This is a genomic window from Thorsellia anophelis DSM 18579 (assembly GCF_900111395.1).
Classification (GTDB): domain Bacteria; phylum Pseudomonadota; class Gammaproteobacteria; order Enterobacterales; family Thorselliaceae; genus Thorsellia; species Thorsellia anophelis.
On record NZ_FOHV01000004.1, the window covers coordinates 14455 to 30977 of the forward strand.

11 protein-coding genes are annotated in these 16523 nt (G+C 33.7%); 3 read left to right on the forward strand and 8 right to left on the reverse strand.

Annotated elements, in window-relative coordinates; translation table 11 throughout:
* The first annotated feature begins 73 nt into the window (after positions 1-73).
* Entirely contained in the window at positions 74-1684 is a 1611-nt protein-coding gene (locus BMW37_RS03105; protein WP_093317752.1) for a DUF945 family protein, read from the forward strand.
* Positions 1684-2382, forward strand: a complete 699-nt coding sequence (gene rsuA, locus BMW37_RS03110) for a 16S rRNA pseudouridine(516) synthase RsuA (RefSeq protein WP_093317753.1) — start codon at positions 1684-1686, stop codon at positions 2380-2382. Before BMW37_RS03105 ends, rsuA begins: the two co-directional genes overlap by 1 nt.
* Here the strand turns inward: rsuA and dinB are convergent, their stop codons facing one another.
* From dinB to tamA, 8 genes are all read right to left on the reverse strand, one after another.
* A complete protein-coding gene (gene dinB, locus BMW37_RS03115; RefSeq protein WP_093317979.1) occupies positions 2383-3447 on the reverse strand; it encodes a DNA polymerase IV in 1065 nt (354 codons plus the stop codon).
* Positions 3443-4255, reverse strand: a complete 813-nt coding sequence (locus BMW37_RS03120; protein WP_093317754.1) for a uroporphyrinogen-III synthase — start codon at positions 4253-4255, stop codon at positions 3443-3445. Before BMW37_RS03120 ends, dinB begins: the two co-directional genes overlap by 5 nt.
* Positions 4256-4396: 141 nt before the next feature.
* The gene (gene hemC / locus BMW37_RS03125; RefSeq protein ID WP_093317755.1) at positions 4397-5317 is read right to left on the reverse strand and encodes a hydroxymethylbilane synthase; all 921 of its coding nucleotides are present in this window, start codon (positions 5315-5317) and stop codon (positions 4397-4399) included.
* A gap of 173 nt (positions 5318-5490) precedes the next feature.
* Positions 5491-6555 carry a recombinase RecA gene (recA, locus tag BMW37_RS03130; protein ID WP_093317756.1) on the reverse strand — a complete coding sequence of 355 codons (1065 nt, stop codon included), beginning with the start codon at positions 6553-6555 and terminating at the stop codon, positions 5491-5493.
* A 137-nt stretch (positions 6556-6692) separates the two neighbouring features.
* Positions 6693-7208, reverse strand: a complete 516-nt coding sequence (locus tag BMW37_RS03135) for a CinA family protein (protein WP_093317757.1) — start codon at positions 7206-7208, stop codon at positions 6693-6695.
* Between the two features lie 196 nt (positions 7209-7404).
* Entirely contained in the window at positions 7405-8367 is a 963-nt protein-coding gene (locus BMW37_RS03140; RefSeq protein WP_093317759.1) for an acyltransferase family protein, read from the reverse strand.
* 24 nt (positions 8368-8391) lie between these two features.
* Positions 8392-12342 (reverse strand): autotransporter assembly complex protein TamB, encoded by a 3951-nt coding sequence (gene tamB / locus BMW37_RS03145; protein WP_093317760.1) that lies wholly within the window; start codon positions 12340-12342, stop codon positions 8392-8394.
* 37 nt (positions 12343-12379) lie between these two features.
* Positions 12380-14287 carry an autotransporter assembly complex protein TamA gene (tamA, locus tag BMW37_RS03150; RefSeq protein ID WP_245711010.1) on the reverse strand — a complete coding sequence of 636 codons (1908 nt, stop codon included), beginning with the start codon at positions 14285-14287 and terminating at the stop codon, positions 12380-12382.
* Positions 14288-15006: 719 nt separating this feature from the next.
* On the opposite strand from tamA, the gene BMW37_RS03155 reads away from it, so the two are divergent.
* Positions 15007-16503: an ABC transporter ATP-binding protein gene (locus BMW37_RS03155; protein WP_093317762.1), complete on the forward strand. Its 1497-nt coding sequence runs from the start codon at positions 15007-15009 to the stop codon at positions 16501-16503.
* The last annotated feature ends 20 nt before the right edge of the window (positions 16504-16523 follow it).

Below are 16523 nucleotides of genomic sequence, written 5' to 3' on the forward strand. Positions count from 1 at the left end.
TTGGTTTAAAGTACTAACGCGTTATTAACTCTGATAGAATGAACTCATGACCGAACTCTAAAATCTGACTAATATGAAAAAAATATTTTTTACACTTCTTTTTTTAATTGTGCTAATTTCAGCCTATCTAGGTTTTAGCTTCTACTCAAGTGTTATAGCTAAACAAAAATTACTCACGCTAATCGAGCAGGTAAATGTAGACTTAAGTGAGAATAAACATATTCCTCCAAATTTAAGCATAAGCCTTAATCATCGAGAATTAGAAAATAATTTACTCAGTAGTCAGCATAGAATTATAGTCAGCATTGTACCAAAATCCGAATTAAACCTACCTTCAAATCAACAAAATTTAAAACGTTACAATCTTGATTTAACTATTGAAAGTGGTCCTTTCCCCACTTCCAACCTAGTCCAATTTGATTTCACACCTTTATTATCTAAATATACACTTGAAATACCTCCGTCGGTATTTGATAGGGCATTTCTTAATAGACCAGCTGATATCGCAAGAACAGATCCTATTGCAGTAATGACATTTAGCAGTTCTTTTAATAGAAATATTTCTGTTTCAGGTAATTTTTTGCCCTTTGAGTATAGTCAACCTAAGATGCCTATCAAATTCAATGGAGGAAATGTAAATTTCTCCATATCAGCTCATGATATCATCTCTAATTTAACCATGAACTTAGAAGATGTAGACATTAAATTAAATTCACCGTGGATTCCAAGCGGTCACATAATTGATGCAATTGTAAGTCAATCAAATATTTCTCCTAGGCATCATTTTAAATTTAGTTCATTTTCTTTTAAATATCTTGCTAATCCAGCTCACAATGATTTTAACTTAGGTGATAAAGAGCTGAATATTACTAATTTTAAATTCAATATTTCTAAATACCCCATTTTAGGCATGGATAATTTTGAACTGAAACAAAATGAAATACAACGTGAAAATATTACTGAAATAGAAAATGCTCTTCTTCTTGATAATCTTATTATTTATGGCTTAAATTTTGGTAGTGGTGATTTAACTTTCATTTCATTACATCGTAGTTTCCAAGATGCAATTAATTTTTATACTAACGCATTTAATTTTATTGTCTCTGAGGAGTCTAATAGAACCACAATAAATCCTGATCCTTCAATAGACTCATTTTTAGCATCTCTAGAATCAATTTTTAGATCTCTTGAAGATAACCCTGGGTACCAAATTTCTCCGCTTAACTGGAGAAATAGTCAAGGTGAAATAACGATTAACTCAGAAGTCCTTTTCGCAAGTAATCTTAGTTATAATTCGTCTAATAACACCACCTCTCCATATAAAAATATAAATGTATTTCATCTTGATATAGCAGCTGCTAAAGGGGTTTTACCCCAACTTATAACACACATTGATCAAATAATGGGCATAGAAGAGTCGGTTGCAATGTCTAAAAATAGTCAATTGGTAGATAATAATATAGGCCTATTAGTAAATAGTGGTGTTATTATGTTGAATGATAACACTGTTCGCTTTACCTTCTCATATGCGAATAATAGTTATGTATTAAACGGCATTCCCTATTCAAGGAATCAAATATTAGAGTTTATTTCATTAGTTTCATTGCGTCAAAGCGGCCTTTTATCTCCCGCTAACCTCATCAAATTAAATGGATATATTGCAGAGCAAACTCGGAGTAACTAGTGGAAAGAGTAGATAAAATTTTAGCTCAAACGCTAAGTGTCAGCAGAGCTGAAATTCAGAGGCTAATTAGAGCAAAACGTATTACTATTAATGGTTCTCATATTAAGTCGAGTTCACATAAAATCTCGTTCGATGATGCTGTATGTTTGGATGATTCATTAATAAAGCTTTTATGCAATACTCGCTATTTTATGTTAAATAAACCCGTTGGTTTGGTATGCGCTAATAATGATAGTTCTTATCCTTCAGTCACATCATTGCTTGATGAGCCTAGTGCTTATAGCCTGCATGCGGCTGGTCGTTTAGATGTTGATACAACGGGCTTAGTTTTGCTAACTGATGATGGTCAATGGTCTCACCGTATTACCTCGCCTAAAAAGCTGTGTTCTAAGGTATATATTGCTGAAGTTAAAGCGCCTTTAGATGAATCCCTTGTAGCTATTTTCAAAGCCGGAATTATGCTAAATCAAGAAAAGTTTCCGACAGCACCTGCTGACTTAGAGATTTTAACCCCTTATACAGCAAAACTAACAATTTATGAAGGTAAGTATCACCAAGTTAAACGCATGTTTGCGGCTGTTAATAATAGAGTGATTAATTTACAGCGCATTAAGATTGGTAATTTAGCACTGGATGAATCTCTAGGTTTAGGTGAATATAGGATGCTAACACAAGATGAAATCGCTCTATTTAATTAACTAATCGAACATCAGAGAAAGTTGCTGTTTTTCTATTGGTTCTTTTGCACTCAGAATTGTTCCTAGCCCTATTGTTCTTACCCCTCTCATATTACGTCTTCCATCCCATACTCTCTTCGATAAATCCATGTATGCTAAGTAATTTAATTCAGATGATACCATTTCTAAGGTCGTTTGTTTAAAATCTTCAAATTTGATTTTAACATTAATTTTACGAATTAGTTGTATTGCATCATTCCGATTTATTCTTTGTTCTAATTCACGATACAAAATATCAAAGTGATGAGTAAATTCTTTCCAATCATAAATATCTTCATTTAATGTTTTTTCAACACTAATTGATTTTCTTACTCTATCTGATACAACCTCTCTATCGTCTATACCATGTGCTTTATTCCACATTGAAATACCTAATTTTCCAAACTTTTGGACCAAAAAAGGTAAATTAGATTTTTTAATATCAAGGCAAGTTTTAAAACCTAATATTTTAAGTTTTTCAGCCGTGACTTTCCCTATACCCGGAATTTTGCGAAGCTCCAATCCCTCGATAAAACTATTCACTTCATTTGGAGTAATTACGAATTGACCATTTGGTTTATTAATATCGGAAGCAATTTTTGCCAAAAACATGAGTGATGCCACCCCTGCAGATGCGGTTAAATTTAATTCATCGTAAATTGCTTTTCTTATATCTTGTGCAATTAAAGTAGCAGATCCGTCAAATACTCTACTATTGGTAACATCCAAATAGGCTTCATCAAGTGAAAGAGGCTCTATTAGATTTGTATACCGTCTGAAAATTTCGTGTATTTGTTCAGATACTTGTTTATAAAAGTTGATGCGACCCGGTAAAATGATTAAATTAGGACATAGTTTTATTGCCTGCCCTGTAGCCATTGCACTTTTGACTCCAAACTGCCTCGCTATATAATTAGCTGTTGAAATAACACCTCTTTTGTCAGGTGGCCCGCCTATCGCTAATGGTAATGTTTTATAGTGCGGATTTTCACGCATTTCAACAGCTGCGTAGAAGCAATCCATATCAATATGAATAAATTTTTTAATTTGTGCCATCTTTCACAATCTCAATTATTGTGTTTGTAATATCCTCATTATTTGCATTTGTTGATAAAAATATATTTTTCCAACCGCTTTGAATTGCAAGATTAACTAGTCGTTCACTTACCACCATAATCTCGTGAGTTTTGATATATTCAGCTCCACCGATCATCTTAAGGATTCCCTTTGTAAGTAAACTTAAAATTTCACCACTCGTGACAATAAAAAGGCATATCCCACCAAAAGTAACATGTTCTTCTATATTTGTTTGGTTAAAATTAATTGGAATTCTGCTATAGCTTTCTAATTCTTTAACAACTAGGCCTCTTTTAGTTAAGTAATCTGAAATTATATTTCGTCCACTATTACCTCTTATAATTAAAGCTTGTTTTTTTAAATTATTGCATTCTTTAATTACAGTTTCGAGTATCGGTAACTTTATAAGATTCTCGCTAATCTCGCGACCATCAGGATAATATGCATTTTTTTGTGTTAATTGTAAAAATTTTGATGCTGTTGATTGCCCAATAGCAAAATAGTTTCCTAAACAATCTTTAAATGCACGAGTAATTCTAAGTGCCTCTAACCGAGGTAAAGCATTACTATAATAAAATATGTTCGGAGAGAGCAAAAAAACCAAGCTATCAGCTGTCAATGACAACAATTCAGTTTCAATTAAATCAATGTCTCGACCAATTGAAATACTAATCAATGGCTCACTGTATGATTCAATACCATTTAAAGAAAGGTTCATTACTAGCTCTTGAGCTTTAGCTAATGGTCTACATATTACTATACGCCTATTGATAGTCATACCCTAGTCCAGTAAATTTAGTTAAATGTTCAATTCTATCTAGTACCACTGCATTTTTAAATTTAGAATTCTATTTTGTCTTATGATCCAAACAAAATAAAATTCATTAATTAATTTCATTCAGTTATGAGATAATGAATCCTACAACCCTATTTCTGCCAATAACTCCTTAGCGCCTCGACTGACTAATTTCTTTGCCAAAGTCTGCCCTAAGATTTCATAATCTAAAGAATCACCACTACAGGTATCTTTAATTACATTCCGTCCATCCAAGCTTGCAACTAATCCATCGATACTAAGTGTTCCATCAATCAAATTTGCATGACACGCAATAGGCACTTGACAACCACCTTGTAAATAATGGTTAAATGCTCTTTCTGCAAGTACACAAATTGCTGTTTGCTTATGATTAATAGCTTCTAGGTATGAGCGAGTTCTTTCATCTTCAATACGGCATTCAATACCTACTGCACCTTGCCCTACTGCTGGTAAGCAATCAGTTGCTTCTAGCAAACTGGCTATTCTATCATTCAAACCTAATCGGATTAAACCAGCTGCTGCTAGTATTATCGCATCATATTCTTCGTTATCCAATTTCCCTAAACGAGTCCCAACATTTCCTCTTAAGTCCTTTATGATGATATCTGGTCGTAATGCTTTTATCTGGGCTTGTCTGCGCAAACTTGATGTTCCAATCACCGACCCACTAGGCAATTCATTTATTAAGCTAAACTTATTCGAAACAAACGCATCTTGTGGATTTTCTCTTTCACAAATTGCCCCTAGCATGAGCCCTTCTGGAAATTCAGCTGGTACATCTTTCATGGAATGCACTGCTATATCAGCCTCTTTATTTAATAAAGCCATTTCTAACTCTTTAACAAATAATCCTTTACCGCCTACCTTAGCAAGTGGAGTATCAAGAATTATATCGCCTTTTGTCACAAATGGGATTAATTCAACCTTTAGTTCTGTAAAATGCCGTTCTAATTCTGCTTTTACAAATTCAGCTTGCCACATTGCAAGTGGACTTTTTCTAGTCGCAATTCTAAGTGTTGTCATGTGAATAGACCTTAAGATTAATTTAAAAAAAAACACCTACACCATTTAAATTGGATGCAGGTGTTTTAATTAGCTTATGTACTTGAAATCATTTCAGTATGATGATTTCAAGTACTTTAAATATTATTTTATACCTGTTTGAAAAAGAACTTTTCACTTCGCACTAAGAAAGATTACTCTAGATCAGGCTCGGTTACTAATTCAATATCATCCCCTTCATAAGTCTCAGCAATAACATTATTAGGATTCAATAATATCTCACGCAATTTTTTATCAATTTCGTCTGAAATTTCAGGGTGTTCTTTTAAATATCGACAAGCATTAGCTTTACCTTGGCCAATCTTATCGCCTTTATAGCTGTACCAAGCACCAGCTTTTTCAATCAAATTGTGTTTCACACCTAGATCAACTAATTCAGCTTGAATATTGATTCCTTCTCCATATGTAATAATAAATTCAGCTTGCTTGAAAGGCGCTGCAATTTTATTTTTTACTACTTTAACGCGTGTTTCACTTCCTATTACTTCATCGCCTTCTTTAACTGATCCAGTTCTTCTAATATCTAAACGAACTGAAGCGTAGAATTTTAATGCATTCCCGCCTGTTGTAGTTTCAGGGCTACCAAACATTACACCAATTTTCATACGAATCTGATTAATAAAAATTAATAATGTATTTGAATTTTTTAAATTTCCTGTTAATTTACGCATTGCTTGGCTCATCATCCTAGCAGCCAATCCCATATGAGAATCACCAATTTCACCTTCAATTTCAGCTTTTGGTGTTAATGCAGCAACTGAGTCTACAATAATGACATCAACGGCACCTGAACGGGCTAATGCATCACAAATTTCAAGTGCTTGCTCACCTGTATCTGGTTGTGAACATAATAAGTTATCAATATCAACACCTAACTTACGAGCATAAATTGGGTCGAGTGCATGTTCTGCATCAATAAAAGCACACACCTTACCATTCTTTTGAGCTGCAGCAATAACTTGTAATGTAAGAGTTGTTTTACCAGAAGATTCAGGTCCAAAAATTTCAACGATACGGCCTAAAGGTAAACCACCTGCACCTAGTGCAACATCTAAGCCCAATGAACCAGTCGAAATAGTTTCAACATCCATAGTCCTATCTTCACCAAGTTTCATGATAGTACCTTTACCAAATTGTTTTTCAATTTGACCAATTGCTGCTGCAAGTGCTTTTTGCTTATTTTCGTCAATATTGCTCATTCTATTTCCTCGTATCTTCTGTGTATTTCGATTATATGATGCTACAAAACTAATACAATATAAGTTATCATTCTTAAAGTTTTGCTTCTATGTATGAATCCATTATACTGGTTATTTATACAGTATCAACTTAATTTTCATATTTTCCCTAAAATATAATTGATTGCATATAAGCATGCCTGCAAACGCACGTCCTCTCTATTACCTTTAAATACTTGCTTTATCACATCACATCGCAGCACAGATTCTGTATCAATTTTATTAAATGCGAATCCAAAAAATACAGTTCCAACAGGTTTTTCTAGACTTCCACCTTCAGGCCCAGCAATTCCAGTAATAGAAATAGCAATATTAGCATGACTATTTACTAATGCGCCTTTCGCCATATCAGCTGCAACTTGTTCACTCACTGCACCAAATTGCGTCAGGTTATCTTTACTTACACCTAGATTTTCAATTTTGGCGCTATTACTATAGGTTACCCATCCTTGGTGATAATAAGCAGAAGAGCCTGAAATAGCAGTAATGTATCCAGCAAGCATACCACCAGTACAAGATTCTGCGGTGGTGATAATAAGGCCTAGTTCATTCAATTTACCCCCAAGATCTAAAGATGATGCTGTAATTTCATGATGAAAATCTTGAAAACTCATATACACCGCTCCTCACAAATAAATTACGACTTCTCACCACTCTAATTAGGCAAGACCTTTCATTTTCTTGCTTAGTTTCAATAAGCAAAAATGGCTACTTAGCTACATTTAAATTCTCACATCCCCATTTCACGAATAATAAGATAGCTATAGCGCATCTTGCACATCAAACATTCCACCTGATAAGATGAGATTGCTAAATACTGATAAGTTTCGCAGTCCAACGATTAAGCATAATAAATCGAACGATCAAAACAGATAAGATGAAAACTGTAAATAGATATAATAATGCCAAACCTACATTATGAGCTGGGTAAATTTTATTAATATAATAGAAAACTGCATCATGTAAAATATAAACACCAATCATAGTCGGTGCAATATAGTGAAATGCTTTTTTGATGATTTTAGTTTGAATATTGATATTGTCGAATATCACAAAAACACAAAGTGTAGCTGCAATAACAAAAACACTATCTAAAAAATAACCTGCATTAAAACTTTTATAAATAAATTTGATTATTAGCTTTTCATAAACATACAATAAAATAAAAATAGGAAGAAAACTTAATATAGCAAATCGTTTAATTGCTTTTCGTTTTGTTAAAAGGCGCCATTTACGAAGTGCTAAAAATCGACCTAAAAAATAGTAAAAATACCATGTCCACACTCTAAACGAATCCGGTATGTCGCCTAAAAATGTTTTTTGTCTAAAAAGGCTTACTATATCGAGTATAAGCATAACAGCTACAAACGCAAATAATGCATACAATGACAAGTTTTCATTTTTTAAAGTTTTTGTAAAAATAGGATTCAACAAATAAATTGATGCTAATGAGATTAGTAACCAACTTTGTAGAAAATAACTATTTTGTGCTACATGGTCAAACGTGAATAGACCTACTATATTCCAAAATGTAAAAATAACCACCACTGCAATAACGCGTTGCCAATCAATACCTTTTTTTGCTCGTTCAGTATCCGCATATCCGTTGACGAGAAAAAATAAAGGTGTTGCAATAATAGATAAAAAGTAAAGTATGCCTAAGGTAGTGGTGCTTAAAAAACACTTTTCATCACATAACTGGTTTGTAGAATAAAATGTAACAGCAGCAAAGCAACTAATCGTTTTTAATACGGTTAAACCAACACTTCTCATTAATTGCTTTTTCCCTATTTAACATTAATTAAATTCAAATTGGTATAATAGATCTATAGCTTGATCTAATCCAGATACAGCTTCAAGGTAAAGCCTTGGCATTAATTGGTATCTCAAGGTAATAGTCGCTAGAGAATCAAATATTCCAACCCCATAACGAACTTGTAGCCCTGGAAAAATATCACCAGAAACGACTACTTGTGAACTATCACCTGTACCTTGTGTATCTAAGGTTAAATTTTTAACCCCAAATGTTTCCCCTATTGTGCCAATAAGTTGACCACTTTGAGCCGTTCCTAATCCAATAAGCATAGAAGTCATTAAGCCACTATCAGCTCCTGCAACATCAAGCCCTTGTCCTCGTAGAATGTATGATAGAATTTCTTCTTGAGCCATAGCTGGGATTGAAAATAATTCAATTCTGGGATCATCAGCATACCCTGATACTCTTACACCTGCGACAACGTCATTTTCAATATTCTGGGGATTGCGTATTGCTTCAACATTCAATCTAGGTCTATCAGCTGTACCAGCAAAAGTGATAACACCTTTTCTCAGTATCAAATCCTGACCGTAAGCTCTAAACCTACCAGTTGGTGTTGTGACCTCACCAAAAATAGAAGTTCCTTGTTCAGATTGTATGACATTCAAATGACCTGTTAAATTGGCTATCAATCCAAAGGCATTTAGTTGGATATCATTGCCTAAATTTATCATTAAGTTTGCTTCGATTGGTAAGCTATTTGTTGATTGTTCAATAGGTTGCATATTAGTATCTAAAAAAACTTGGTCACTAGAGACTTCAACTACAGCTTCAGGTAAAGCATCTACTACAATTCTTCCCCAAGGGATATCTACATTACCCGTTAATAGCATCTTATTTTTATTAGCTTCAAAAGTGATGTTTGGTTGCAGTTCAATTTCAGCCATAGGTGGAACGGTAACTTTTAATTTAGTTGAGCTAGCATTTAGGACTGTTTGCCAATTCGCAGTATTTTGCCAGTTAGCCTGTCCATTTAATGATATTGCACCATCCGGTGTAATAATTTCACCCGTCATTACTGATTGTTGACCTGTAAAAAGAATATTAAGATTACTATCAATAATATCAAAAGGTATGCGATAACTAACAACTTTTAAATCATCTAAATTAAATTCACCATTCACTAAAGGCTTATCTATGTTACCCGAAAAATTAAGTTGGCTATTTATGGCACCAGAAATCACTTCGTTTTGCCCAAACAATGGCTGAAGCAAGTTTAAATTCAATTGGTTAATTCCCATCTTTCCAGTTAAACTCCTTGCTCCCGTAATATCATTAATTGAAAGCACACCATTTAATGATCCATTATTTTTTAAAGCAAAAAGCCAATCAAACACTATTTCATCATTTTCAATATTAGATTTTAACCTAAATGTTTCGAATTCTGCTTTCAGCCAGGCATTATCGGTAAATTGCTGTACATTAACAGCCTCACCATCAAGTGTTAGTTCTCCTCTAATGTTTCTATTTGGAAAAATCAGTAAGTCAAGCTGTCCCTTTACCCCTCCATTTAATTGTGTACCTTCTCCTAAATATCGATTTAAAAAAGTAAGATTCACTTTATCTAAGCCAAGTAATAAGCGGCTTTCTTCTTTGAGCTCAAATGGTTCTAATAAACAAAGTCTCCCAGCCTCATGAACCCAACAATGCTGAGCAACATTAATTAAGTCAGGAGATAGCTGAACTTTAAAAGGTTGTTCTAAGTTAATTGGCCCTTCGCTAGTTGTAAAATTGGAGTGACTAATTGATGCTTGCCAAATAAGAGTATCTCTATTAAAAGAACCATCAATCTTAATTACAGAACTAATTGGCTTACCTGCTGCATTGAGAGTAATTGAATGATTTTTTTCATCCCCATTTATTTTAAGTGCTAATGTTGTAAATGATGCATTTGATACATTTATTCCACTGCCATCTAAACTTAGATCGCCAGAAATAATTTGATCCGTTTCTATTGTAGATTTGAGTGTTGCATTTTTTACTGAAATATCCCCAAACCTAAACTGTCTAATTTCCATATCAGCAAAAACATCTGGTTGAGAGAGAGAGCCCCTCACAGTTGAATTTCCAACAATTGATCCACTTAACTCTGGTAAAATACCTTGTAGTTTTGGCGCATTAACTGTTAAATCTAAATTAACTTCATTTGCTAATAAACCTGATAACGAAAAAGTATTATCTCCTAAATTAGCAACTAGTTTTTCCACCTCCCAAATGTGATTAGAGTTACCAGAAAAACTTCCTGCTAAGCTTAATGTATGGCCGTTAATGCTACCGTCTAGGTCAATATCATTAATAACAATATCCCAAAACTTAGAATTCAACGATCCTATTATTGAGAGGTTACCTGAAACCATTGTATTCAGATCTTTAACTTTATCAAGGTAAGAAATATTATTTGAATCTAGGGTGACATCCCAACTTAGTCCTTTATCTAAATTTAGTTTTCCTTCGAGTTTTAATAACTCAGCTGACAAAGGTAATTCAGCATTATCTGCTTGCTGCATAATTGAAAAATTATCTATTTCTATAATTTTAGGATTACCTTTAATATTTAAATTAATTTGACTTGTATTGAGTTCGGGCAATGAGATACCAGATGATAGATCTAAAGAAAATTCATCTGAACTACCTTTTGCTATTAATTTAAATTTTGAAACTGAATAAGTGTTTTTAGGAATATATTGCTTTTCTTTAATCATCTGAGCATCGGTTATGTGTTCAGATTCTTCCAAATTGTTAAACTGCAGTTTATCTTGATCGATTGATAATAAATCATGCATTGGCCAAGCTAAATTTTCACTATCAACCATGATATTAAATTCTAGTGGCACAACGCTTATATTTAAGTTTGCATCAGCTGCAATTAACATTTCATCTAACCGTTTGATATGAAAAACTGTATTTATTTCATCATTAACATTTCCACTTAAAGAGAGTTCTAGTGATGTATCATTAACATTAACTCCTTGCAAAGCAAATAGACCATCATCTTTTAATGAATTAACTTGCAAACTGAATAAAATAGGCCATTTATTCTTCATATCTATGTGACCATTACCATTGATATGTGCGAACAGGCAAAGCGCTTGAGTATTTATTTCATAATTACAAAAAGACATGCCTGTTTTTAACTCATTAATGATGACTTTTTCACCTTGAGTTGCCATATTTAAAGAAAAGTTTTCAACTTGCGTTGTTTGACTTGCCTGGATTAATTTTAATTGGTTTAAATTAAATTTTTGTATATCTAGGTCAATAGGGATCAAAACTGAAGGGAGTTCCGCTAGTAAAGGTGAGTTCAAAAATTCCTGAATTTGAGTAATTTGATCTTCAATAGGAATGTTAGTGTCAGCAGCATATGTGACTTCATTTTTCTCTAAGGTATCATCAATTAGTTTCTTCGGTAGGTTAACTATCATTTGAGATAATGAGAGTTCTTTAACACTAAGTGTATCACGCCATATTGCATTACCATTAAGCGATTCAAGATTCATCTGAACATCATCAATTCTAATGGAGAGATTTTTTAAATCCAGCTTATCCAAATAGATTTCAAGTGGAAGTTTAATGGGCTGTAGCGGCGTAGGATCTGTTTCTGGCAATGCATTTGTATCAACTGAAACATCAACTGAGCTTGTTGTTAACTGGTTAATACAAAGGTTAAGAGATCTTAAGCAACTAGGATTAATAGAAAGAGCTATATCATCTACAACGACGGATACCCCTTGTGGCATGACTCGAAGCTGAGTAATTTCTAAATTTTCCCAGTTACCTCTTACTCCCTCAATACTTACGATGGGAATTAATTTTGGAATGACATTTGCAATAGTTCTAATGCCGGTTTCAGTAGTAATAAAATAAATGAGGCCACTGACTAGGAGAAATATAGGGAATAATAGATATAACAAAATAATTTTTACGATACGCATATTTAAAATCTACCTTTGTGCTCTGACCTTCTCATTTTTAAAGTTCAGGTCCCAGCCCAATATAGAACTGGATGCTATTATTATCTCGATCATTTATCGGTGTAGCAATATCAAATCGCACAGGTCCAACAGGGGAAGCCCAGCGCACACCTATGCCTGCGCCTGTTTTAACATTATCTTCAAACACTGCATTACTTGCATTACCGGCATCGATAAAAGTTGCACTCCACCAACTACCCGAAAAATTGTATTGGTACTCAAGACTACCTGTAGCTAATTGTGATGCACCCGCTAATTTTCCTAACTCATCTCTAGGAGAAATGCTTCTAAAGCTATATCCTCTTATACTCCTATCACCGCCAGCAAAAAATCTCAGCGATGGAGGAACTGCATCAAACGAATTTGTTTCAATCCAACCAATATTAGCTCGACTCAATATTCTGTGATTATTAAATGGCGTTCTTATAAGTGCATACTGTGCCTGTAAAATAGCAAAATCTATATCAGATCCAATGGATTTATTTGAAAAATCAACTGAATAACGTTGTGTATCACCCCAAGTCGGCATACCAGCTCCAACAGTTCTAGTTCGATTAACATTCACCCCTGGCATAATCAACATAGTCCTATTATTTACTGCCCCTTGTGTAAAATCATCAATACTCCACCTAAGGTTTGTTGACAATTGCCAACCTAAAAAACGTCCCCAAAAACGAGCGACATTAATAGTTGCTGAGTCAGAGCGTGTATCATTAAAATCTTGTCTTTTAAAACCAGTTTGAATCAAATAATAATGATCAAGTGCATTTCTTTTTAATGGGATTTGATAATTAAAATCAGCAATTTGTTCTTTTGCAGAAATATTCAAGTTTGTTTCAGAACTATGTCCAAATGAATTCCACCAAGGTCTACGCCATGTAAATATCCCTCTGACTCCTACATCTGTGGAATATCCCATACCAACATCTATTGAGTTCTTCGTTCTAGCGCTTAAAGCACCATTCAAATTAATTGGCTCAGTAGGATTCAAATTATCTAAATCCGGTGTGACAATCACAGAGTTAAACCAATTTGTTCTACTAAGCCGTCTATTGAATTCAACCATATCGTCTGCAAGATATGGGTCACCAATGTTAAATGGTGCTAAATTATTTAAAAAATCATCATCTATCTGAGAACCAGTATAAGTGATATTTCCGTATTTGTAGCGATGACCACTGTCGAACTCAATTAACCAAATACCTTCTTGGCGTTCAATTGAAATGCCTAATTTAGCTTGTACAAATGTGGCATCAAAATATCCACGGTTTAGAGCTAAATTATTTATAGCTGCCCTAAATTGATCAAATTGACCATGATTGATTGGTTTACCAATTTCTGGAGATAAACGCTCTATGAGTTCATCGAAGGCAGGATCATTTTTTGCATCTCCTAATATCTTGATATCTGTTTTGACTAATAAAATAGGAGGCCCTGGGTTAACTCTAACAAATAGAACAGGGCGAGAAGGAGGTGTTCTAGGTTCAAATTCAAAGTCAATTATTGGTTCATAGTGGCCTAGAGCTTTAAGTCCCAGTCTAATTTCATTTGTAAGCCTTGCACGAAATCTTGCATCATTGCTAATTTCATTTGTTTGTATTCTTGATAAGCGTGCTCTTACATTTCGTTGTAGATCACCTTCAAGTCCTTCTAACTGAATTCGAATTGTGATTTGATGTGGGTTATTTGAACTATTTTTAGACTGCTCATCTGAACGACTAAAAAATTGACAACCTGTTAACATAAAAATAGCTAAACAAAGAGAAAGAAATAGTATCCTATGAGTATGTAAAATTGTTTTTGTATTATGTCTACCCATAGTAATCAAAGCATCCTTATATATTCCTTTACTTCCCGCGTCCAACATCTCGCTTTGCCTGTGCGCAAGTAGTATAACATTATGCATAAAAAAAATTAAACCATATCTCTTTTTCAAATCACTCAAGCAACTCAATAGACTCTAAAACCTTAATTTATATCACATTTCATACAAAGAAACCATTCAAAATCAATTTTTACTATTTTTGATTACAAACCATAATTTCAGTAAAAAATTTCCACTTTGATGGCATTAAGTTGAGAGAAATTCAAAATTCTGTATAATTCCTACTACAGTACGTATTTTAAGAATATCACGTTTTCAATCATGAAATTGAGATTTATTTAAATTGACACCTAAGCAACTTGTAAATCCCCAAAAATTAATTAGCTTAATTAGGTAATCATATGGAAAAATAGGCTGTCAAAATTCCTCATGATTTACTACAAATCCTTAATTGGGAATAGCTACTAATCAATAATTTTTTCATTTTTGATTTAATCAATTTTCAAGAAAAATAAGTGATACCGCTTTATTATAACGTACTGAAAAAATATCAGATGTAAGCCACGTCATGTATTTAAAAATTTGCAAATGTACAGTAGCAAACAGAACTTTCTTACTAGGTTAGTTTACGAAACTTACAAATATAGTGTGCTAGACTCCAAGATAGAGTCGTTTATGATTTCAATCTTTGAATTAAGATGATCCCAAAATCTTATAATATATTCAAAATGCGTGTTCTCTGTGCCCACTTAATTAATCGTTAACTGTATGAATGTATGAAATACAAAGGAAACACTCACGTGAAATTAGAGTTAAACAACATAACTAAACGCTTTGGTCAGTTTATTGCAAATGATGCAATCAATTTAACCGTTAATCCCGGTGAAATTCATGCTTTACTTGGCGAAAATGGTGCAGGCAAATCTACTTTAATGAATGTTTTATATGGTCTCTACCAAGCCGAAGAGGGTGATATCTTATTAGACGGTAAAAAACACACATTTAATGGCCCCGGTGATGCAATGCGTGCAGGTATTGGAATGGTACACCAACATTTCATGCTTGTCCCAGTGTTTACCGTGGCTGAAAATGTAGCTCTAGGGCATGAACGTTCAACTGTGTTTGGAAAACTAGATATAAACCATGCTAGGGCACAAGTCATAAAAATATCAGAACGCTTCGGTTTTAATGTTGATCCAGATGCAAAAATTGAAGATTTACCTGTTGGTATTCAACAACGAGTAGAAATTATAAAAGCATTAGCGCTGGACGCTAAAGTACTTGTTTTTGATGAACCGACTGCAGTACTTACTCCACAAGAAACAGATGAGCTAATTAACGTCATGAAGCAACTACGTGATGAAGGTAGAGCAATCATATTCATTAGCCATAAACTACGAGAAATTAAAGAGATTGCAGATAAAATCACGGTTATTAGATTAGGCAAAGTAGTTGGAACTGCTTTGCCAAGCGCAAGCAACGAAGAACTGGCATCTTTAATGGTTGGTAGGCCAGTAAATCTAACAGTTAATAAATCGCCACTCATTCCATCTGAGATAGCGTTTAAAGTAACAAATCTTAAGCTATCCGACAAAAATATCGATATTCTAAAAAACATATCTTTTAGTGTTACTAAGGGTGAAGTATTTGCTATTGCTGGCGTCCAAGGAAACGGTCAAACTGAATTAATCGAAGCTATAATGGGATTAAGGCCTGAAGCTACTGGTGAAATTGAATTAAATAAAAATTCACTTAAAAGTCTCTCAATCAATTCAATTTTAAACTTAGGTGTAGGATATGTGCCTGAAGATCGTCATAGGGATGCAATGGTAAGTAACTTTACTATATCTGAAAATCTAATGCTAGATAGAACTCAAGACTCACCATTTGTGAAAAATGGAACGATTGACTTTGATTTATTGCATGATTTTGCCAAGCAAAAAATTGAAGAATATGATATTCGTTCACAGGGTCATCTTTCACCTATTGGTACTCTCTCTGGTGGCAACCAACAAAAAGTCATTTTAGCTAGAGAAATGAGTAAAGCACTTAAATTGCTAGTCATTTCTCAACCAACACGTGGATTAGATGTTGGATCAATTGAATTCATCCATAAACAAATTATCAAAACAAGAGATAGCGGTATTCCTGTCATCGTAGTATCAACTGAATTAGATGAAGTTTATGCAATTGCTGACACGATAGCAGTCATGCACCATGGAGAAATTATGGGAATTGTAGATTCGTCAACTCCAAGAGAAACGATTGGCATGATGATGGCAGGTCTACGAAATTAGAATTTAGATTAGCTTAATTT